The organism is Paludibacterium denitrificans (genome assembly GCF_009707705.1).
GTDB lineage: Bacteria > Pseudomonadota > Gammaproteobacteria > Burkholderiales > Chromobacteriaceae > Paludibacterium_A > Paludibacterium_A denitrificans.
Window position 1 is genome coordinate 3,130,690 of the sequence record NZ_WLYX01000001.1, and the last position, 19,580, is coordinate 3,150,269.

The window sequence follows — 19,580 nt, forward strand, 5'->3', positions numbered from 1 at the left end:
TTCGACGCTGATTGACACCACCCCCTACTCAATCAGACTGGCCGACACAAACAGCGCATCCAGCTGAGCATCGGTCAGCCCAAGCAGCTGGCCAACCCCGGTGATAAACGGGCTGTACCGCTTGAACGTCTGGGCGTCCTGCCAAGCCAGCTTCAGCATCATGTCCGTTCCCTCGGCCGTAATGAATGCTTCCACCTTGTCCAGCAGTCCGGCTTGATAAAGCGCACCACGCGCTTGAAAGCGGGTGACTTCCTGCGGAATAGCCGGTGATAGGTCTGGTGTCACTTCCTGTTTAACAGGACGCTCCGGCAACACCACCCACTGGCCGTCCTGATACCGGCCACCTCGCTCCCTGATGTTGGCGGTACCGGCGTTAGTGTCGAGTAGTGCGGGAGCGGTCCAGTCGGGTCAAGCTGTTCAACATGGTCAAACAGCCAGTCAGGACCACAGACGTAAACACTGATCAGGTCGGCCATGGTTAAGTCCTCACGTAAGCTTTGAGTTGTCGGATACGGCCATCCAGCGCGTCGATGTCAGGGACGACAAACTGGGTACCGGTGTCGTAGCTGTAACGCGGCCCGTCAGGGGATATGCCGTAAACCACGCCAGATGCAGGTAAAACAACGACCATCCCCCGCCAAACGCCGCGCTGCTGCATGTAAAGGCGGCGGGTTGTGTGCGCTTACTCCACACGATTCCGTCGGTAGACGTGGCCGCAAAGTAACCGGATGCGTTAAAAGCCGCGAAGTAACCGTTACAGAAAATAACCGCGCCGATTGACGAAATATACGGGAGGTATCCCCCGGTCCAGTGCTGCCCGTCCGCCGAGACGGCAAAGCCTGCCGAACCGCCCGCCACTAAAAATACCGTTTCCCGATCTGACGGGAGTATTTGCTCCAACCGTAAAAAATCATTCCTCACCATTCCCGCCCCGGCTAGAGCAACCGAATGCTACGCGCCATTGGCCGGACACCAAGGGACGGCGCTTCGGCGTAATGCACCTTCACGCTGGGCTTACTCGTTATTTCGTCGATTAGTAACCGGTAATATGCACCGTTCAGATAGCAGTCATCACATCCATGCCGCGCGTGACAGCCTTGTCGCGATGACGAATGCAGAATAATGGCCGACGCAGCTGTGATGCGTCTTGCCGGACTTCGGCCAACTTGCCGTTTGCCAGCAAGTCGGCCACGACATGGCGTGACAGACAGCTCACCCCCAATCCTGCCGCCACTGTATGTTTAATGGCTTCGAGGTCGCCCAACTCCATCGCCACATCGACGGAGCCGAGAACAGGAAAGAGTTGCTGCTCGACCACTTCTCTCGTCCCGGAACCGGTTTCCCGCACGATCCAGGGCATCCCGACCAGTGACGCAAGCCCCAGCGGTCCGTCGCCTTGCGCAGCGGCCCATTGACCTGCTACCACCACGACCAGCTCGTCTTCTTGCCAAGGAGTCACCACGATTTCGGCATGATGGCACGAGCCTTCGATCAAGCCCATGTCCACCTGAAACGTGGCCACCGCATCAACAATGGCTTGGGTATTGCCCACCTGCAACTGTACGCGCGATTGTCGATAGCGCTGACGAAAGGCGGCCAGTCGCGCGGGGAGCAGATAATTGGCGATAGTGGTGCTGGCACCCAGTCGTAAATGAATGGCTTCATCGTTGACCAGATTCTGCATCTCTTGGGCACTGGCCAGCATCGCACGGGCACGCGGCAGCAGCAGTCGACCGTGTTCGTTTAACTGCAAACGGCGCCCTACCCGATCAAACAACGTGACGCCCAACCCTTGCTGCAGCATTTGCAATGCCTGACTGGCGGCCGATTGGGTCAACGCCACTTTCGAGGCGGCTTCGGTCACTGTGCCGTGGTCGGCGACGGCAACAAACACCTCCAGTTCGCGCAGGCTAAGTTTGAACGTCATCATGGCCTCTCACATAAATCATTATTTTTTTTAATGATTAAAAGTATTTTTATCCGTTTTTATCACTATACAAAAATCAATAAAGTCTCACCATAGACTTGTTTGGAATTTGTATATGCGAAAGTTTGTCGAGATAGTACCGGGGATACTGCTGGCAGGCGCGCTGGCGGGCGCAGGCATTGGACTCGCCGCGACCCCAATCATGCAGCAGTGGGGGCTTTCTGCGCTGATTCTGGCGATTCTGCTTGGCATGCTGATAGGCAACACGCTCTACCCGCGCATGGCGATGGTTTGCCATGGAGGCGTCAGCCTGTCCAAGCAGACACTGTTACGCGCCGGGATCATTTTGTATGGCTTCCGGCTCACGTTTCAGGACATCGGTCAGGTGGGCTGGAGTGCGGTATTGATTGATGCGCTGGTGCTGAGCAGCACGTTTGCGCTGGCTTTTCAGGTTGGCCGAAAATGGCTGAAGCTGGATGAACAGACGGTGATTCTGGTGGGGGCTGGCAGTTCGATCTGTGGCGCCGCAGCCGTACTGGCGACCGAGCCGGTTCTCAAGGCACGTACCGAGCATGTCTCGGTTGCCGTCGCCACCGTGGTGGTATTTGGCACTGTTTCGATGTTTCTCTATCCGCTCGGTTTCCACCTGCTGCAACTGCTTGGGCTGCCTCTTCCCGGCATGCAACGCTACGGCATATTTGCCGGATCGACGATACACGAAGTCGCACAGGTGGTAGCCGCTGCGCGCGCCATCAGCGAACAGGCTGCCAATACTGCCGTCATCACCAAGATGATCCGCGTGATCATGCTGGCACCGTTTCTGTTATGGCTTTCGGCCTGGCTTGCCCGCCGTCGCCCGCAACACACCAGCCAACGCTCGGCCATTACCGTGCCGTGGTTTGCGCTCTGGTTTTTGCTAATGACTGGCGTTAACTCGCTACATCTGCTGCCGGTGACGCTCACTCAGAATCTGCTAATGCTGGACAACATGCTGCTAGCCACCGCCATGGCTGCACTGGGACTGACGACACAAGTCTCGGCCATCCGGGCGGCCGGGCCAAAACCGTTATGGCTGGCGACGATTCTGTTTGGCTGGTTATTGCTGGGCGGAAGTTTGATCAATGCACTGATCGGGCAGGCACTGACGCATTTCGCCTAAAACGTTTGAAGGCAAGCCCAAAACAGTTTGCCAGCACAATGCGGCAGCAGCTGGTCGCTGCCGTTGGCCAGCGCCTATACTCATGGCATCGATTCCGCTTGCGATGAGTCTGCCGCATGACCGCACCCCACGCTCTTTCGGCCAACCTTTCGGCTGCCGCTGAGACAGCCGAAGACAGTTTATGGCCGCTGCTGCATGCCGCGCAGCAATCCCCGGGCTGCGTATCGCCAACCACCCAGCAGCAGATTGCGGCAAAGCTCAAACGGCCAGTGGCCGAGGTCCGTGGCGTGGTGGAGTTTTACCATCTACTAAGCAGCACGCCGCAAGGCGAATATTGCCTGCGCTTGTCGGACAACATCACCGACCGCTTCGACGGCAACATGGCTATTCTCGAGCGCTTACAGCAGCGGCTGGGCATTGACTTGGGCCACTGCCGCGCCGATGGCCGTGTGTCGCTACACCTGACCTCTTGCATTGGTCTGGCGGACCAAGGCCCGGCTGCGCTGATCAATGGCCTGCCGCTTACCCGGCTAACCCCGGGTCGAGCCGGGCGGATGGCACAGCTGATAGAACAACGCGTCCCGGTAGCCAACTGGCCGCGCCGCTGGTTTCACATCAACAACACCGTACACCGGGCCCCACGCTCGGCTGCCGTATCAAACCGGGCAGTGTACTGCGCCGAGCGTGGCAACTGGGTGCCGACACGGTTTTGCAGCACATCAAGACAGCCGGACTGCGCGGCCGCGGCGGCGCCGGGTTTGCCAGCGCACAAAAGTGGCAACACGCCAGAGACACCCCGGCCGACCAGCGTTTCGTCATTGCCAATGCCGATGAAGGCGAACCGGGCACCTTCAAGGATCGGGCATTACTCACCCTGCAGGCCGATGCATTATTTGAAGGTATGACGCTGGCGGGTTGGGTCATCGGCGCCCAGCGCGGCATTTTGTACCTGCGCGGAGAATACCAATATCTGCTGCCACATCTGCATGCCGTACTGGCCAGACGCCGCGCCGCCGGGTTACTTGGGGCGCGGCTGCTTGATACGGATAACGCGTTTGAAATCGACATTCATCTCGGGGCCGGGGCCTATATCTGCGGCGAAGAAACCGCACTGATCGAATCGCTGGAAGGCAAACGCGGCATTCCGCGGCTGCGACCGCCCTTTCCGGTCAATGCCGGATACCGGGCAAGCCAACGCTTTGCCACAATATCGAAACCCTGATACAAGCCGCGCAGATCATACAAAACGGCGCTGCCGCCTTTGCCAGCTACGGTACGCCCGCATCGCCGGGCAGCAAGGTGTTGAGCATTTCGGGCGATGTTGCCCGGCCGGGGCTGTACGAATTCCCCCCGGGCGTAACGGTGCAACAGGTTCTGGAGGCTTGCGGCGCCCAAAACGTACAAGCGGTACAGGTGGGCGGGCCATCGGGCTGCCTGATCGCCCCAACCGAGTTTCAGCGCCATCTTTGCTACGAGGATTTACCAACCAGCGGTTCGTTCATGGTGTTTAATCACCAACGCGACATTCTGGAGATCGCTCGTCATTTCACCCGTTTTTTTGCCTTTGAGAGTTGCGGTTTCTGCACACCCTGCCGCGTTGGCACACAGCTGTTGCAACGTGCCATGGACACGCTATGTAGCGGCCATGGCAGCCGCCAACAACTGAACGACATTGAGGAGATTGGTGAAATCATGCGGCAAACCAGCCATTGCGGATTGGGACAAAGTGCTGCCAACCCGTTACGCGACAGCCTGCTGCGGTTTAGCGCGCTCTATGAAGCACGCCTGAGCACAAACGACGCCATCGCGGGTTTCGATCTGGAAGCAAGGTTGGCCGAAACGCGGCAACCGGCACCCGCCAACACAACGGAGCCCGCGCCATGAGCAACACGACCACCTTGTTGCTGGATGGCAACCCGCTGGCGTTCACACCCGGCGATAGCATCATGCAGGCCGCCGCCGGGCTTACCATTACATCCCGCACCTGTGCTATCACCCGGAGCTTGGCGCCCATGGCAGTTGCCGCGTTTGCAGCGTCAAGGTCAATGGCCGACTGATGGCCTCATGCACGACGCCAGCCGAGGCAGGCATGGTGGTCGAAAATCTCAGCGATGCCATACAGCAGCTGCGCAGCCGCTTGGTGCAGATGCTGTTTGTTGAAGGCAACCATTTTTGCCCCAGCTGCGAACGCAGTGGTAATTGCCAATTGCAGGCCGTGGCCTACTTCGTCGGCATGCAGGATTCGCACTTTGCTCACATCTACCCGCAGCGGGAACTGGATGCCTCGCACCCCGAAATCTTGCTCGATCGTGATCGCTGCATCCAGTGTGAGCTATGTGTGCGCGCCAGCAGGGAGCTGGATGGCAAGCATGTCTTTGCCCTCACTGGCCGTGGCGGCAAGACACAGCTGGTCGTGGATGCCCCATCGGGCCTGCTCAAAGACAGCACGCTGACAACCAGCGACCGGGCTGCACATGTCTGCCCGGTTGGCGCCATCCTGATCAAGCGTCAGGGCTACACCCGCCCGATTGGCGAACGACTGTACGACCAGGCAACCATCGCCTGCGTCGGCCACCATCAACCGGACGAAGCGTAAACGGAAAGCCACCATGCCACGAAAACTCCGTCTGGCCACCTGCTCGCTCGTGTCTGCTTTGGCTGCCACATGTCGTTTCTGGATCTTGATGAGAGGCTGTCCGACCTGTTGGACTACGTGGAACTGGACCGCAGCCCGCTCACCGACATCAAGCAACTGGCCGATAGCGGCGTGGACATCGGGCTGGTGGAAGGTGGCGTGTGCAACACCGACAACGTGCAAGTGCTGCGCGAATTCCGCCAACGCTGCACCACGCTGGTGGCGGTTGGCGCCTGCGCCCTCACCGGTGGCATCCCGGCTTTGCGTAATCACTACACCGCCAGTGCCTGCCTGCAAGAAGCCTATGGCCGGGGCGTCAGTCTGGATTCACCACTACTTCCCGATGACCCGGAACTGCCGTCATTACTCGACAAGGTGTACCCGATTCATGAGCTGGTCACGGTAGACTATGTTTTGCCCGGCTGCCCGCCACCGGCTGAGGCTTTCCTCGAACTACTCAGCGCGCTGCATGAAGGTCGCCCACCACAACTGGATTACCCCTTGCGCCGCTTTGACTGACCCGGACCACGCCCATGTACGAACATCTGGAAACCGCCGCCGAACCCGATGGCCTGCGCCGCGTGGTGATCGACCCGCTCAGCCGGGTGGAAGGACATGGCAAGATCACGCTGCTGCTGGATGAGCAACGGCGCGTGCAACAAGCCCGGCTGCACATTGTCGAATTTCGTGGTTTTGAAAAGTTCATTCAGGGACGACCGTTCTGGGAAGTACCCACGCTGGTACAGCGGCTGTGCGGCATCTGCCCGGTCAGCCACCTGCTGGCCGCCTCCAAAGCCACCGATGCGTTTGTGCTCGGCCACACTCCGGTGCCACCAGCAGCCACCCGCTTGCGCCGGTTACTGCATTTCGGCCAACTACTACAATCCCACGCCCTGCACTTCTTCCACCTCGCCTCGCCGGATTTGCTGTTTGGTACCGCCGATGATGTCAAACATCGCAACATCGCTGGCGTGCTGCACGACGCACCGGAATTGGGGATGATGGGCATCCGGCTGCGCAAATACGGGCAAGAAATCATCCGCGTGCTTACTGGCAAACGCGTGCATGGCACCGGCTCCATTCCCGGCGGCTTCAACAAGCCGCTGAACGCGGCGGATCGGTTATTGTTGCAACAGGACTTGCCGAACGTACTGAGCTGGGCACAACAGGGTCTGGCGCTGGCAAAACGCCTGTTTCTGGCTGGCCCCACTCACCGCGATTTCGCCGCCGCGCCGTCCAACTTCCTGTCGCTGGTGGGGCCGGATGGCGCCCGGAACTCTACGACGGCAAACTGCGCGCCAGACGCGTTGATGGCTCGCTGTTGTTCGATCAGGCCGATCCCCGGCGCTACGCGGAATTGATCCACGAGCAGGTCAAACCCCGGTCGTACATGAAGTTCCCTTTTCTGATCGCCCTCGGCCCGGAGCGGGGGTGGTATCGCGTAGGGCCGCTGGCTCGCGTCAACAACTGTGACTACATCACCACCCCGTTGGCCGAAACCGCCCGGCAGGAATTCATGGCACTGGGTGGCGGTGCGCCGGTACAGGCCACGCTGGCTTACCATTGGGCACGCATGATCGAACTGCTTCACTGCGCCGAAGCCATCGCGGAACTACTGGATGACCCTGATTTGCTGGATACCCAGCTGCGGGCGCAAGGCGATGGCGTGCGCGAAGCGGTTGGCGTCATCGAGGCACCACGTGGCACGCTGTTCCACCATTACCGCATTGATGACAACGACCTGATCGAAATGGCCAATCTGATTGTTTCCACCACCAGCAATAATCAGGCGATGAACGAATCGGTCCGCACGGTGGCGGCAGAAGAATTTGACGGGCGCGAACTGAGCGAGCCATTGCTCAATCGCATCGAAATGGCCATCCGCGCCTATGACCCATGCCTGTCGTGCGCGACCCACGCCATGGGCAAGATGCCATTACGCATCGAAGCCATCAATGCCGATGGCTCTCTGGTGGACTGCCTGATCAAGGATAGTGACGGGCAACTACGCCGGGACGTGACGGTATGAGCGCCATTGCGCCGCTGCTGGTGATTGGTATCGGCAACCCCAGTCGTGGCGACGATGCCATCGGGCCACTGTTGGCCGAACGGCTGCAACGCTGGTTGGCCGAACACGCCATCAACCACGTAGAGGTGTTAAGCGACTTTCAGCTCAACATCGAACAGGTGCTGGATCTGGCCGGACGACAACGGGTGTTGTTCATCGACGCCAGCGTAAACAGCGCCACACCTTTTGCCTGTGAGCGCGTCAGCCCGATCGACAGCAGCCATTACAGTACGCACAGCGTCTTGCCACAGCAGTTGCTGGCACTTTACCAACGACTGATGCAGCAACCAGCGCCACCGACCGAATTACTGACCATCCAGGGCGAGGCGTTTGAATTGGGACAGCCACCCAGTGACATGGCACAAGCTGGCATGGCCGCCGCTTGGCCGTTTCTGTGCCAGTGGTGCACCGGCACGCACCGCACCATCGTCTAAAAACATTCACACCAAACTACCGCTGGCAGACTGGAGTCCCCCAATCTGCCAACGGTATTCAGACTCAGCGCGGGATACGCACCGCGTGTTCGTCATAATTACCCTTGTCCGCACCACTATGGCATGCCATGCAGTTGGCGGCACTACCGATGGATTTGCGGCGGAACACGGCCGGGCTGACCTCATCGTGCTTATGCAAGAACCACCCGGTACGGGTAATGCGAATATTGGTTTTCGCTGCCTCGGCCGGGCGTAGCGGGCGGGTATCGCGGTCGGCCGACGCGTAAACCAGAAACTGGCGGATTTCCTGTTCGGACTTCTTGTCCAGCGAGGCATTGCTGCCAAAGTGGCGCGGCAGATTGTCCATCAGGGCATTCCACGACTTACCCGGCAACATGCCCGGCGGGTAAGCCATATGGCAGCTACCGCATTCGGTCTTCCGAGTGGCATTGACCGGAGCGGCTGTGTTGTATTGATGATGACCGTGCTTGGACTTGAAATGTTCTTCGTGGTCGTCGTCGGCATGCACGGTGGTGGCCAGCATCAGTAGGCCGATGAAACTGAGTAGCGAGGTGCGCATGGGAATTCTTTCTTATCGTATCGAAGCCATGAAGGTGAGGAAGTCGCCCTTTTCCAGCGGCGTACATTCGCGCGACAGTACGTCGTCACAATTACGGCGGAACCATTTCTCCACCTTGCGGCTATCGGTAAAGCGCTGCGGATTCACCACCGGCGCCATCGGGCCGATCTTGCGGTACGCCGGCGTCAAACCTTCGCGCTTCGGGTCGGAGGTGTGGCAACTGGCGCAGCTGATGGTCTTGCCGTTTTTCTGATTTTTTTCAGGTAGAACGCCCGGCCCCGGCTGGCAGAGAAGCCACTAAACCCCGGTTGCGCGGCCTTGGCCTGTTGACGATAGTTTTCCAGCTGCACATCCAGACTACCGGCGTGCACCAGCGGCATAACCCCCAGCGCCAACACGGCGGCATAGCGAAACATCATGGTAAGCCCCTTATACAAGTATGGGCTTGCCACTTTACTGACCCAGTCTTAACGCTAGCTTAATCAACAAAACCATTATCGTGATGCGGTTAAGCTGGCGTTAAGGTGCCACGGCTACAGTGCGAAAAAACACAAGGACATAATCATGGCACCCTTCAATCGACTCAGACTGGTTCACTGGCTTCTGGCCGCTTTTTTCCTGTTGGCTTATCTCACAGGCGACGACGGGGGGCTCGCCCACGTCTGGCTGGGATATGGTCTGATCGCCGTTATTGCCGTACGGCTCGTGCTGGCTGTGTTGCGCACACGCGGCTTCCCGCCGCTGATGCCGACACTGGCCATGCTGCGTCAGCCCGGCTCGGCGCTGGTTGGCAAGTGTCTGACGGTGTTGCTGTTGCTGGGTATTCTGGCCAGCTCGGCAACCGGCCTGATGCTGGTGGATAACGCCCGCATTCTGCAGGATGGCACCACGTTGCTGGTCCCGGCGGCGCAGGCAGAAGACATGGACGATGATGATGACGGCGCTTAAAAAGCAGGCTGGGGAAGCCGCTCGGATGCGCTGGAGGAATGGCATGAAGCCGCTGCCAATGTCACACTGGGTGCGGTTGGTTTGCATGTGGGCTGGCTGCTCGCCTTCCGCCGCATGCAAATGCTCAACATGATTCGTGGTTTGCGGCGCAAAACCGCCGCCACCAACGCCTGAGCACCATCGCACCACCACAAGGTTAGCCGAAAAAAACCAGAGGTTCGGCCAACCTTGCAAACCGGCCAGCGTCATGGTGACGCGCGGCCGGTTTCACCTTTAGCCGTAATGGCAGACGTAATGCAGCGCCGAGACCACTTCAATATTGAACGAGCTATTGCCGGGAATACTGAAGGATTCGCCGCCCTTGAAAGTCTTGGCCTCGCTCTCGCCCGGCAGCACCACACGACATTCCCCTTCCACCAGTTCCATCACTTCCGGCGCGCCGGTATTGAACACCAGCTTGGACGGCTGAATCACGCCTACGGTTTTGCGCGTGCCGTCGGCCAACGTCACGGTGTAGCTGACACACAAGCCATCAAAATACACATTTGCCCGTTTGCTGACGCTGACATTGTCAAACTGTTCCATGGTTTCTCCTTTTGTCGAGTGTGTTGTCGTAAAACAAGGGGGGCTAGCATACAACAAGCCGGGCCAGCGCTCACCTGCTTCGCCTCCGGCATCTGTCCGCAAATGGTCGTCACGATGCCATCCAGAGCAAAACCGGCCACTCATCCTTGCCCAGACATGCCATTGGCCTCACATCCGGCGTAGACTGACTGACACCGCCTGAATGGGTCCGACCGCACAGCACAAAATCGGAGGCCACATGTTACGCAACGCAATCCTGATACCCCTTGTCGTCCTGCTGCTCGCTGGCTGTACCAGCATGGCAACCCGCCTGAATGGCACGCTTACTCCGCCCGACGGGCACGGTTACGCCATCTTGTCGCTCACGGCCAAAGCCTTTGATCCGGACAGCGTCACCGCTTACGTACAGATTACCGACGACCACGGGCGCTACGTAACAAACCAACTGGCCGACATGAATACCGACACCGTCTTTGGCGAACAAGGCATGTCGCCGGTGGAAGGCAAATTGATCCTGCTGACACTAACGCCCGGTCGCTATCAGGCGGCGCAAGCTTGGGCACACTGGAACGAACCAAGCGGCATGTGGGCACAGCATCGCTACCAGACCTTTCCGCTGGCCGCACCGTTTAGTGTTGCAGTAAGCGAAACCGTCTATCTAGGCGAAATTCAGTTTGATTTATCCCTGCTACCCGAGATGAAACTCAACAACGCCTACCCGCGAGACATGGGGCATATCCACCGCGTCTGGAAGGTGCCGGATACACAGGCAATACACGTGCGCCTACTTCAGACCCGGCCAGTGCAAACAATCACACAATAACTACACTTTCAGCCACACCATTACGTTACACTACGCGCGCTTCATAAACATACCGAACCGAAGCGCACACGTTGGCCGAAAACGGCCGACCGACATGGCTGAATCACGGGATACCGCACCATGAAACAAGACAACCGACACATCCGCTATCTTGCCGAACACCTGCTCAATACCGGCCTCGAAGGTATGGGCGAACGCGAACTTCAGGCGCTGACACGCATCTCCAAACGCTTACAGGCCACGCGCACCGACGCATCACTGCCGGTGGGCGGCATTACTTTTGGCGAACGCCGGCCGACCGGGTAGCAGAATTCGGCGGTTCGTGGACCTTCATCCTGCTGTTTGCCGGTTTCCTGCTGGGCTGGGCCGTACTCAACACAGCTGTGCTGCAGTCGCACGCGTTTGACCCCTACCCCTATGTATTCCTCAACCTGATCCTGTCGATGCTGGCAGCCATTCAAGCCCCGATCATCATGATGTCGCAAAACCGCCGAGGCCGCCCGCGACCGCATGACCATGCTGCGTGACTTCGAAGTCAACCTCAAGGCAGAAACCTCCATCGCGGAGCTGCATAAACGCATTGATCACCTCACCGGCAGGTGCTGTCCGACATGGACCAGATCAAGCGACTGCAACGCACCACGCTGGAACGCGTCACGCCGGATGCCGAACAAGACTCCAGCACCTCGGCGTCAGACACCCCCAGCCGTTGAAATCCCATACGGTCTTCGGCCATCACGGCCGGAGACCCGCCTCATCCCTGCACCACGACCCACAAAGTTTCATCGCTCTCTTAGTAACGCCTGCGCCGGGCGGAGTATCATGCACGCCCTGGCCGATCACCCATCCAAACCAGCGGTGACGGCCCGCTCATTGCAAGCACCTGTTCCGCAAATCGCACCAGCCAGTCGCCAGCCAAGTAAAGGTTGGCCGAAAATCCGGAGACCTGACATGACGGCGTCTTTTGCCTCATTACAGCAACACATCAGCTTCATTATCGAGATCGACAAACTCAAGGGCGTGCTACGCAAGAACAAACCCGTCACCATCGAACGCTACGAAAACTCGGCCGAACACAGCTGGCAAGTCGCATTGCTGGCACTCACCATGCAACCCTTTGCCAGTGAACCCATTGCCATCGACCGGGTGATCCAGCTGTTGCTGGTACACGATATCGGTGAAATCGATGCTGGCGACGTCATCGTTTATGCCGAAGGTAACGCCGCCGAGCGCGAGGCCGAAGAAAGAGCGGCCGTCGAACGCATCGCCGGGCTACTACCGGCCCCGCTATCCGAAACCATCGTCACGCTGTGGCAGGAATTTGAAGACCGCCAGACACCGGAAGCGCGCTACGCCCATGCCATGGATCGCCTCATGCCCATCCTGCTCAACCTGCACCGGCAAGGACAAAGCTGGCGGGAAAATGGCGTACGCAAGGAACAGGTGTTGACCACCTCGGTAAGCAAAGTGATTGCAGCCTGCCCCGATGCCGGTCTCTGGCTACAACACGAGCTGGAGCGTGCGGAACAGGCTTACTACTTTGGCTGATTGCGGCAGAAAGCCCACGCCATCCTCATGAAATTTCAGGGCTTTTACAGAAAACGCAAAGTGTTGATAAGAAAAACCACAGAAAAAGCTTGCCATCCCTTACAACTATAGGCAGTATGCGGAGCTGCAGGATGCTCAAGTTGTGGATGTGTAGTTGTCGTAGTGGCATTTAGTCCGTACCTCAGTCGCCATTTCCCTTGAACTTCGTGCGCTTTAATTAACTGCTCGTTTTGAGGATTTACAAAATGGCAACTGGTACCGTTAAGTGGTTTAACGACTCCAAAGGCTTTGGCTTCATCACCCCGGACGAAGGCGGCGACGACGTATTTGCTCACTTCTCCCAAATCAACGCTAAAGGCTTCCGCACCCCGGCTGAAAACCAACGCGTTAGCTTCGACATCGTTGATGGCCCTAAAGGCAAACAAGCCTCCAATATCCAGCCTCTGTAATTCTTAATTACAGATACTGAAAGAAACCCGGACATGTCCGGGTTTTTTGTTTTTCACCGCCTAGCACACCACTCATCCGCAAATACGGTTAAAATCGCCGCCAACCTTCATCGCAGCGATCACACCATGCCACAACCTAGCCACCAAGAAGCCATCGACGCCACCCGCGAGTGGCTGGAAAAAGCCGTCATCGGACTCAACTTGTGCCCATTCGCCAAGGGCGTTTACATCAAAGACCAGGTGCGCTTTGTGGTCAGTGACGCCACCAATGCCGAACAGCTTGCCGTCGAACTTGGCCGCGAACTGGAAACGTTGGCCGAAGCCAGCCCCGACAAGATTGACACCACCCTGCTCATTCACCCCTACGTCATGCAACGCTTTCTGGATTTCAACGACTTTCTGGAAATTGCCGACGCCATCGTCGAAGAGCTGCAACTGGATGGCGAACTGCAAGTGGCCAGCTTTCACCCGAAATTTCAGTTCGAAGGCACCGGTGTCAACGATATCGAAAACTACACCAACCGCTCACCTTACCCAACCTTGCACCTGATCCGCGAAAGCAGTATCGCCCGGGCGGTGGAATCGTTCCCGCAAGCCGAGATGATTTATGAAAAAAACATCGAGACAGTGACACGACTCGGCATCGAAGGCTGGAAAGCACTATTTGCCAAAGCCAGCCAATAATTGTTCGACTTCTCATAACAAAGCGGCTGACGAATTCTGCTCGTCAGCCGCTTTTGTTTCATATTGCGCGTATTTCAGTCGTTCAGAGATTTACGCAGCAACTCATCCACCAGCACGGCAACGGCAACGCCTCGCTGCTGCGCCAGCTCATTGAGCTGCTTCACCAGATCAATATGCAGCTTGGTGGCAAACGGCACCAGACCCAAGGCCTGATCACGCTTGCGCTGCTCTTTCTTGTCAAGCAGCTCGCCAGCGCCATTGGAAAACCGCTCAGGCACAACAGACTGGGCCAGTTTCGCATTGATTTTCAGCCCTAAATTCTTGGCCAGATCGGTTCGTTTCATTCGATATCCTGCAGAGGGGTTTGTGATCAGATAGCCATTGTACTGAAAGCCATCAGCACGTGCCGAGATAAAACCACGGCGTAACATTTGCTAACATCTGAACACGGAACTTTGCTTCATTGGCCCCGTCTGATATCGCATAATAGTCGTCCCACAAGAGGAGCCCTAACATGAAAAACGTAAAAGTTCTGGCAACTGGCCTGCTGGCCCTGTCCTTGTTGTCTGGTTGCGCCAACATGTCCACCAAACAACGCAACACCGCTGTCGGCGCTGCCGCTGGTGCGGTTCTGGGGTCTGTTCTTACCGGTGGTGACGCACTGGGCACGGTAGGCGGCGCAGCCGTCGGCGGTGTTATCGGCAACAAGACCACCCGCTGATTCCGCACACCGGCGGTTTTCCCTCCCGCCACGTTGCACCAAGGGCCAGCTAAGCTGGCCCTTTCTGTTATCCACCAAGCCTCCGTCTTTCAAGCGCCGGGCAAACTGAATATCATCGTAACTTCTGACCTCACCCGGGCTACCCCATGTCCCTTGCTCGTCCCATGAACTGGCAGCAACTGTTATCCACCCAACGCTTCAAGGTGATAGCGGGTGAAGTCAAACCCACGCGCACACCGGCCACCGAAGAAGGCAGCCCGGGCTTACGTACCGATTTTCATATCGACCACGACCGGGTGGTTTTTTCCAGCGCTTTCCGCCGTTTGGGCCGCAAGACGCAGGTTCATCCGCTGGCGCAGCACGACCACACCCACAACCGGCTAACCCATAGCGTGGAAGTTGCCAGCGTTGGCCGAAGCCCGGGCAACCGCGTCGGCGTGATGCTGAACGATGCCGCTACCTGCCAGCTTAGCTACACGCCATACGACATTGGCGCCGTGGTACAAGTCGCCTGTCTGGCACACGACATCGGCAACCCGCCGTTTGGACATACCGGTGAAGATGCCCTGCGCGACTGGTTTCGCGCCGAGCACAACCAACACCTGTTGTCGGCGTTAAGCCCGGCCGAACGGCGCGACGTACAAACCTACGAAGGCAATGCTCACGGCCTGCGCATGGTCAGCACGCTGGAGATGTATACCGGCGAAGGTGGCATGCGCCTCACCAGTGCAGCCATTGGCGCACTGATCAAGTATCCCCGGACGTCTGACACCCCGGCAGCAGGCTTGCGTGACAAGTTCAACATCTATCAGGCCGAGCGCGCCTACTTCGAACAGGTGGCCCAGACACTGGGGCTTATCAGCAAAGGCGCGCGCGAATGGTGCCGCCACCCACTGTCGTATCTGATGGAAGCCGCAGATGATATTTGCTACGCCATTCTTGATCTGGAAGACGCGGTAGAGATCGGCATTCTGGATTTCAAAGAATTCGAGCGGCTGTTTGCAGGTTTCGCCGAGTACGAGCGCATCTGGGAAATCCACGACATCCGACAGAAATGCGCCATGCTGCGTGGCATTGCCATTGGCCGCTGCGTCACTGAAGTCGCACAGAGGTTCATGCTGCATCATGATTCACTGCTGGCTTAGCGAATTTCCCGCCAAGGATCTGATCAACCTGTGCGAACCAGTGGTACAAGACGCGCTGATTCACGCCAAGGAACTGGCCAGCAACAAGGTTTATCGCCATCGCACCAAACTGGTGACCGAACTGGCCGCCTACCCCTGCATGGCCACGCTGCTCGATGTCCTCGTTCCTGCCGTACACGCCTGCATTACTCAGGGGCGCGACAAACTCACACCTCGACAACAACTGGCTATGGGCCTGCTGGAGCGCCACATAGACGAAAACGACACCCTTTATCAGGGCTACATGAAAGTGCTCGACTTGCTGGGCGCCATGACAGACAACTACGCCGCCAATATGGCCCGGGAAATCTCCGGCGTCGGCATACTGTAAAATAGATGGCTACCTGATTATCTGCACATATCTCACCCATGACTACCACCCGTTTTTGCATCATCCGCCACGGAGAGACCGACTGGAATCGCGAACGTCGCCTGCAGGGCCATACGGACATCCCTCTCAACAGCCAAGGCCACAAGCAAGCCCGACAGCTGCAACAAGCGCTGGCACAAACCGGCCTGACCTTTGACGCCCTGCACGTCAGCGACCTCACTCGCACCCAGCAAACCGCCGCGCCACTGGCCGAGCTTTACCAACTCACCCCGCACTACCACGCCCAATTACGTGAGCGCCACTACGGTCAGTATCAAGGGCTTACCTACGCCGAAATCCAGCGACAATGGCCACAGCATTACCCGCGTATCGAAAGTCGTGACCCGGACTACGACATGGAAGGAGGCGAAAGCCTCAACCACTTCCGCCAACGCATCATCAGCTGTTTTAGCCGTCAGGCACAAAGCCACCCCGCACAAACACTGCTGGTCGTCACCCACGGCGGCGTGCTGGAAATCTTGCATCGCACGGCGAGCGGCACACCGCTGAACACCCCACGCGACTTCCCCATCCCCAACGCCGCACTCAACTGGGTAACGTATAACGAAGGGGTCTGGATGCTGGAAAAATGGGCCGATGAAAGCCATCTGCAAGCCGCGCTGGATGAGCTATAAAACCCACTAAACGACAGCAAGGTTGGCCGAAAAACCAGCCGGGAGATAAATATGGCCGAAACATGCTGGAAAACCGATGCCGAGTGGCAAGCACAACTCACCCCGGAACAATACCGCGTCATGCGTCAGGCTGGCACCGAAGCCCCCTTCAGCGGAGCGCTGTATTACAACAACTCGGCGGGTGATTATCACTGCGCTTACTGCGATGCGCTGCTGTTTCATTCCAACACCAAATTTGATGCTGGCTGCGGCTGGCCCAGTTTCTGGGCCGAAGCTGCTGTGGGGCGAATTACCCGCCATACCGACCGCTCGCATGGCATGTTACGAGAAGAGGTGCGCTGCGCGAACTGCGGCTCGCACTTGGGGCATGTATTTGATGACGGGCCAGAACCTACTGGCGAACGCTATTGCATTAATTCCGTCGCGTTACAGTTTAAGGAATCTGGGAAATAATTGTAGGTGTAGGGGAGCACAGAAACTGAAAACTCTGTGCACATTAATTGAAAAGGCTCCCCATTTTGGTGGGCCTTTTTCTTGATTTACTTGAAAACAGGCAATCATGAAAAAACCAGATATGGTTATGATGATTCAAGTTTGAACGCACGGGGAAAGCGGATTAGATTGTTCTGATTTACATACCAACGTCGCATAGAAAATGCCCTCCAATCTTCCTGAAACAGTTTTCTTACATCCATTTACTGAAACTGAAAGTGACCCGGCATTACCGCCAGAGGCTGATGTTGTCATCATTGGGGGCGGCATCATCGGCATTACCGCCGCCCTCGAGTTGGCCCAGCACGGATTAAAGGTTGCCGTACTGGAAAAAGGGAAAATTGCCGCCGAACAATCCAGCCGAAACTGGGGCTGGGTGCGCCAGCAAGGCCGGGACCGGCGCGAATTACCGCTGATCGTGCAGAGCTTGGCTTTATGGGAACACTACCAGCAGTCGCTTGGCACCGATCTTGGTTTTCGCCGCACCGGCCTCGTCAGCCTGACTCGCGACGAAAAGGAACTCAAGCGTTGGCAGCGCTGGGCCACCCGTGGCCGAGCGGCCGACATTACCGTAGAAGAGCTGAATACCGAGCAGGCAGAACGCTTTCTGAGAGCAGGCAGTCGTCCATGGTTGGGCGGAATCTCGACGCCCACCGATGCCAAAGCCGAACCGGGCCTGGCTGTTCCGGCTCTGGCCAAAGCAGCCCGACAGGCGTCACCCTGCATCAACATACTGCGGCACGCGCCTTACAGCTTAGCAACGGAGAAATTACCGGTGTCATCACCGAACATGGCACTATCCGCACTCGCGCAGTGCTACTCGCAGCGGGGGCTTGGTCGTCTTTATTTCTTCGCCAACATGACATCAGGCTGCCACAGCTTAATGTTCGCGCAACCGTAGCACGTACCTCACCGAGCGAACCACTCATTCCCGGCACCTTCTGCTCCAGTGATTTCTGCTTGCGCCAAAGACTGGACAATGGCTTGACGCTGACCTTGCGCGAGGATGAGAGCTTTGACGTAGGTATCGACAGCTTGCACTATTTTTCTGATTTTTTCCCGTTACTGCGCAAAAACTGGCGCACGATCAAACTGCACTTCAGCCTTACCCCGGTCTGTCCCGATCCCCATGGACACTAACTTAAGGTGGATAATCCCCACCAAGGAGCAGTGTTCATGACCAAGACCAGACGTACTTTCCCGGAGGCCCTCAAGCACGAAGCGGTTGAGCAGGTACTTATAAGCACCCCATTACGGCATGTTGCCCAAGCCTTTGACATTACCGAGTCACTGCTGGGCAAGTGGAAGCGTCAGCTCCAAGACGCAGGACCAGATGCCTTCCCGGGCCGAGGCAAACAGACCGGTGAAGCCGCCGAGCTCAAGCGACTCCGGGATGAACTGGCCCGCGTTACCATGGAGCGCGATGTCCTAAAAAAGGCGCTCGCCATCTTCTCGCAACCCACGAAGTGAAATTCCGCGCGATTCAGGCTCTGTCGGACCGCTACCCGATAGCCCCGATGTGCCAACTGTTTCGTGTGTCCCGCAGTGGCTACTATGCTTGGCTACACCACCCACCTTCGGCGCGAGAGATGGCGAACCAACAACTACTACGTGAAATCCGGCTGGTGCATGCCGAGGTCAATGGTATTTATGGCCATCGGCGTATTCATGCCGAACTTCTTGCACAGGGCTTCGCCTGCGGGCGGCATCGCATCGCGGACCTGATGCGGCGAAACGGTCTCAGGGTTAGAACTCGTAAACATTGTCGACCCGTCAGTGGTGGTCAACACCTTCTACCCGTGGCACCTAATCTGCTGCAGCGACAATTTGCTGCTGGTGGCGATATCAATCAGCGTTGGGTGTCGGATATGACCTATATCCGGACCGGTGAAGGGTGGCTGTACTTGGCGGTGGTGCTCGACTTGTACTCCCGGGCGATAGTGGGCTGGGCCATGCATCATCGAATGCAGCAAGAACTGGTGCATGCTGCCCTGACGATGGCAGTGGCGCGCCGCCAGCCTTCAGGAGAGGTGATTCTGCATTCGGACCGCGGGAGTCAGTACTGTGCTTTTGACTACCAGGCATTGCTGAAACGGCACGGAATGGTACCGAGCCACTCCCGCACCGGGAACTGCTGGGATAATGCAGCGATGGAGAGCTTCTTCCGTTCATTGAAGTCGGAACGTGTTTATCTGACCCACTACTGGAGCTACGAGGAGGCGCGTACGGATGTGTTTGATTACATTCGCTTTTACAATCACCAACGCCGTCATTCGACCCCGGGGTATCTGACCCCAGTTGAGTTCGAACGCCGTCGTTCAGCGCTTAGCGCTTAACC

Annotated in this window: 29 protein-coding genes and 3 pseudogenes; 24 read left to right on the forward strand and 8 right to left on the reverse strand. The window is 57.6% G+C overall.

Annotation, left to right across the window (positions count from 1 at the left end):
• Positions 1 to 24: 24 nt before the first annotated feature.
• From GKE73_RS20320 to GKE73_RS20330, 3 genes are all read right to left on the reverse strand, one after another.
• Positions 25 to 318 (reverse strand): hypothetical protein, encoded by a 294-nt coding sequence (locus tag GKE73_RS20320; protein WP_230371326.1) that lies wholly within the window; start codon positions 316 to 318, stop codon positions 25 to 27.
• Between the two features lie 160 nt (positions 319 to 478).
• On the reverse strand, positions 479 to 658 hold the full coding sequence (locus tag GKE73_RS20325) for a hypothetical protein (RefSeq protein ID WP_230371327.1): 180 nt from the start codon (positions 656 to 658) through the stop codon (positions 479 to 481).
• Positions 659 to 1,057: 399 nt separating this feature from the next.
• On the reverse strand, positions 1,058 to 1,927 hold the full coding sequence (locus tag GKE73_RS20330; RefSeq protein WP_230371328.1) for a LysR family transcriptional regulator: 870 nt from the start codon (positions 1,925 to 1,927) through the stop codon (positions 1,058 to 1,060).
• A 115-nt stretch (positions 1,928 to 2,042) separates the two neighbouring features.
• Between GKE73_RS20330 and GKE73_RS20335 the strand changes: the two genes are divergently transcribed.
• The 10 genes and pseudogenes from GKE73_RS20335 (at position 2,043) to GKE73_RS20380 (ending at position 8,223) form a co-directional block, all read left to right on the forward strand.
• On the forward strand, positions 2,043 to 3,086 hold the full coding sequence (locus GKE73_RS20335; RefSeq protein WP_230371329.1) for a YeiH family putative sulfate export transporter: 1,044 nt from the start codon (positions 2,043 to 2,045) through the stop codon (positions 3,084 to 3,086).
• A 116-nt stretch (positions 3,087 to 3,202) separates the two neighbouring features.
• Positions 3,203 to 3,625: pseudogene (locus GKE73_RS20340) on the forward strand (NADH-quinone oxidoreductase subunit NuoE family protein); the annotation flags it as partial.
• Positions 3,626 to 3,795: 170 nt separating this feature from the next.
• Entirely contained in the window at positions 3,796 to 4,308 is a 513-nt protein-coding gene (locus GKE73_RS20345) for a hypothetical protein (RefSeq protein WP_230371330.1), read from the forward strand.
• Positions 4,309 to 4,388: 80 nt separating this feature from the next.
• On the forward strand, positions 4,389 to 4,970 hold the full coding sequence (locus GKE73_RS20350; protein ID WP_230371331.1) for an NADH-ubiquinone oxidoreductase-F iron-sulfur binding region domain-containing protein: 582 nt from the start codon (positions 4,389 to 4,391) through the stop codon (positions 4,968 to 4,970).
• Positions 4,967 to 5,143 carry a hypothetical protein gene (locus GKE73_RS20355; RefSeq protein ID WP_230371332.1) on the forward strand — a complete coding sequence of 59 codons (177 nt, stop codon included), beginning with the start codon at positions 4,967 to 4,969 and terminating at the stop codon, positions 5,141 to 5,143. Before GKE73_RS20350 ends, GKE73_RS20355 begins: the two co-directional genes overlap by 4 nt.
• Positions 5,071 to 5,682: a ferredoxin gene (locus GKE73_RS20360; protein ID WP_376767453.1), complete on the forward strand. Its 612-nt coding sequence runs from the start codon at positions 5,071 to 5,073 to the stop codon at positions 5,680 to 5,682. Before GKE73_RS20355 ends, GKE73_RS20360 begins: the two co-directional genes overlap by 73 nt.
• A 39-nt stretch (positions 5,683 to 5,721) precedes the next feature.
• A complete protein-coding gene (locus tag GKE73_RS20365) occupies positions 5,722 to 6,240 on the forward strand; it encodes an NADH-quinone oxidoreductase subunit B family protein (protein WP_280955258.1) in 519 nt (172 codons plus the stop codon).
• Positions 6,241 to 6,254: 14 nt separating this feature from the next.
• Positions 6,255 to 7,082, forward strand: coding sequence for a Ni/Fe hydrogenase subunit alpha (locus GKE73_RS20370; RefSeq protein WP_230371335.1), 828 nt, complete (start codon positions 6,255 to 6,257; stop codon positions 7,080 to 7,082).
• On the forward strand, positions 7,043 to 7,750 hold the full coding sequence (locus tag GKE73_RS20375) for a nickel-dependent hydrogenase large subunit (RefSeq protein ID WP_230371336.1): 708 nt from the start codon (positions 7,043 to 7,045) through the stop codon (positions 7,748 to 7,750). The genes GKE73_RS20370 and GKE73_RS20375 overlap by 40 nt, the downstream gene beginning before the upstream one ends.
• Entirely contained in the window at positions 7,747 to 8,223 is a 477-nt protein-coding gene (locus tag GKE73_RS20380) for a hydrogenase maturation protease (protein ID WP_230371337.1), read from the forward strand. The genes GKE73_RS20375 and GKE73_RS20380 overlap by 4 nt, the downstream gene beginning before the upstream one ends.
• Before the next feature lie 64 nt (positions 8,224 to 8,287).
• Here the strand turns inward: GKE73_RS20380 and GKE73_RS20385 are convergent, their stop codons facing one another.
• Genes GKE73_RS20385 through GKE73_RS20395 form a run of 3 tightly spaced genes read right to left on the reverse strand, consistent with a single transcriptional unit; the run spans position 8,288 to position 9,222 of the window.
• Positions 8,288 to 8,803, reverse strand: coding sequence for a diheme cytochrome c (locus GKE73_RS20385; protein ID WP_230371338.1), 516 nt, complete (start codon positions 8,801 to 8,803; stop codon positions 8,288 to 8,290).
• A gap of 12 nt (positions 8,804 to 8,815) precedes the next feature.
• The gene (locus GKE73_RS20390) at positions 8,816 to 9,037 is read right to left on the reverse strand and encodes a DUF1924 domain-containing protein (protein WP_230371538.1); all 222 of its coding nucleotides are present in this window, start codon (positions 9,035 to 9,037) and stop codon (positions 8,816 to 8,818) included.
• Positions 8,989 to 9,222 carry a hypothetical protein gene (locus GKE73_RS20395; protein ID WP_230371339.1) on the reverse strand — a complete coding sequence of 78 codons (234 nt, stop codon included), beginning with the start codon at positions 9,220 to 9,222 and terminating at the stop codon, positions 8,989 to 8,991. Before GKE73_RS20395 ends, GKE73_RS20390 begins: the two co-directional genes overlap by 49 nt.
• 202 nt (positions 9,223 to 9,424) lie before the next feature.
• Between GKE73_RS20395 and GKE73_RS20400 the strand changes: the two genes are divergently transcribed.
• Positions 9,425 to 9,751: a hypothetical protein gene (locus GKE73_RS20400; protein ID WP_230371340.1), complete on the forward strand. Its 327-nt coding sequence runs from the start codon at positions 9,425 to 9,427 to the stop codon at positions 9,749 to 9,751.
• Between the two features lie 273 nt (positions 9,752 to 10,024).
• Here GKE73_RS20400 and ppnP read toward each other — a convergent pair whose 3' ends face one another.
• The gene (gene ppnP, locus GKE73_RS20405) at positions 10,025 to 10,336 is read right to left on the reverse strand and encodes a pyrimidine/purine nucleoside phosphorylase (protein WP_230371341.1); all 312 of its coding nucleotides are present in this window, start codon (positions 10,334 to 10,336) and stop codon (positions 10,025 to 10,027) included.
• 238 nt (positions 10,337 to 10,574) lie between these two features.
• Here ppnP and GKE73_RS20410 point away from each other — a divergent pair, with 238 nt between their 5' ends.
• The 6 genes from GKE73_RS20410 (at position 10,575) to GKE73_RS20435 (ending at position 13,840) form a co-directional block, all read left to right on the forward strand.
• Positions 10,575 to 11,159 (forward strand): hypothetical protein, encoded by a 585-nt coding sequence (locus GKE73_RS20410; protein WP_230371342.1) that lies wholly within the window; start codon positions 10,575 to 10,577, stop codon positions 11,157 to 11,159.
• A 120-nt stretch (positions 11,160 to 11,279) separates the two neighbouring features.
• Complete coding sequence (locus GKE73_RS20415; RefSeq protein WP_230371569.1) at positions 11,280 to 11,465, forward strand: hypothetical protein; 186 nt, start codon at positions 11,280 to 11,282, stop codon at positions 11,463 to 11,465.
• A 50-nt stretch (positions 11,466 to 11,515) separates the two neighbouring features.
• Positions 11,516 to 11,686: a DUF1003 domain-containing protein gene (locus GKE73_RS20420; protein WP_230371539.1), complete on the forward strand. Its 171-nt coding sequence runs from the start codon at positions 11,516 to 11,518 to the stop codon at positions 11,684 to 11,686.
• Between the two features lie 424 nt (positions 11,687 to 12,110).
• Entirely contained in the window at positions 12,111 to 12,707 is a 597-nt protein-coding gene (locus tag GKE73_RS20425; RefSeq protein ID WP_230371343.1) for an HD domain-containing protein, read from the forward strand.
• Positions 12,708 to 12,952: 245 nt separating this feature from the next.
• Complete coding sequence (locus GKE73_RS20430; RefSeq protein ID WP_230371344.1) at positions 12,953 to 13,156, forward strand: cold-shock protein; 204 nt, start codon at positions 12,953 to 12,955, stop codon at positions 13,154 to 13,156.
• A gap of 126 nt (positions 13,157 to 13,282) precedes the next feature.
• Positions 13,283 to 13,840: a DUF1415 domain-containing protein gene (locus tag GKE73_RS20435; protein ID WP_230371345.1), complete on the forward strand. Its 558-nt coding sequence runs from the start codon at positions 13,283 to 13,285 to the stop codon at positions 13,838 to 13,840.
• A gap of 74 nt (positions 13,841 to 13,914) precedes the next feature.
• Here GKE73_RS20435 and GKE73_RS20440 read toward each other — a convergent pair whose 3' ends face one another.
• On the reverse strand, positions 13,915 to 14,184 hold the full coding sequence (locus tag GKE73_RS20440; protein WP_230371346.1) for a hypothetical protein: 270 nt from the start codon (positions 14,182 to 14,184) through the stop codon (positions 13,915 to 13,917).
• A 170-nt stretch (positions 14,185 to 14,354) separates the two neighbouring features.
• Here GKE73_RS20440 and GKE73_RS20445 point away from each other — a divergent pair, with 170 nt between their 5' ends.
• The 7 genes and pseudogenes from GKE73_RS20445 (at position 14,355) to GKE73_RS20480 (ending at position 19,578) form a co-directional block, all read left to right on the forward strand.
• A complete protein-coding gene (locus tag GKE73_RS20445) occupies positions 14,355 to 14,561 on the forward strand; it encodes a YMGG-like glycine zipper-containing protein (protein ID WP_230371347.1) in 207 nt (68 codons plus the stop codon).
• 164 nt (positions 14,562 to 14,725) lie between these two features.
• Positions 14,726 to 16,076: pseudogene (locus tag GKE73_RS20450) on the forward strand (deoxyguanosinetriphosphate triphosphohydrolase).
• Positions 16,077 to 16,114: 38 nt separating this feature from the next.
• Positions 16,115 to 16,750 carry a histidine phosphatase family protein gene (locus GKE73_RS20455; protein WP_230371348.1) on the forward strand — a complete coding sequence of 212 codons (636 nt, stop codon included), beginning with the start codon at positions 16,115 to 16,117 and terminating at the stop codon, positions 16,748 to 16,750.
• A 51-nt stretch (positions 16,751 to 16,801) separates the two neighbouring features.
• Positions 16,802 to 17,203 (forward strand): peptide-methionine (R)-S-oxide reductase MsrB, encoded by a 402-nt coding sequence (gene msrB / locus GKE73_RS20460; RefSeq protein WP_230371349.1) that lies wholly within the window; start codon positions 16,802 to 16,804, stop codon positions 17,201 to 17,203.
• A gap of 202 nt (positions 17,204 to 17,405) precedes the next feature.
• A pseudogene (locus GKE73_RS20465) lies at positions 17,406 to 18,382 on the forward strand (NAD(P)/FAD-dependent oxidoreductase).
• A 36-nt stretch (positions 18,383 to 18,418) separates the two neighbouring features.
• Positions 18,419 to 18,712 (forward strand): transposase, encoded by a 294-nt coding sequence (locus GKE73_RS20475; RefSeq protein WP_230371352.1) that lies wholly within the window; start codon positions 18,419 to 18,421, stop codon positions 18,710 to 18,712.
• Positions 18,709 to 19,578 (forward strand): IS3 family transposase, encoded by an 870-nt coding sequence (locus tag GKE73_RS20480; protein ID WP_230371353.1) that lies wholly within the window; start codon positions 18,709 to 18,711, stop codon positions 19,576 to 19,578. The genes GKE73_RS20475 and GKE73_RS20480 overlap by 4 nt, the downstream gene beginning before the upstream one ends.
• Positions 19,579 to 19,580: the final 2 nt, after the last annotated feature.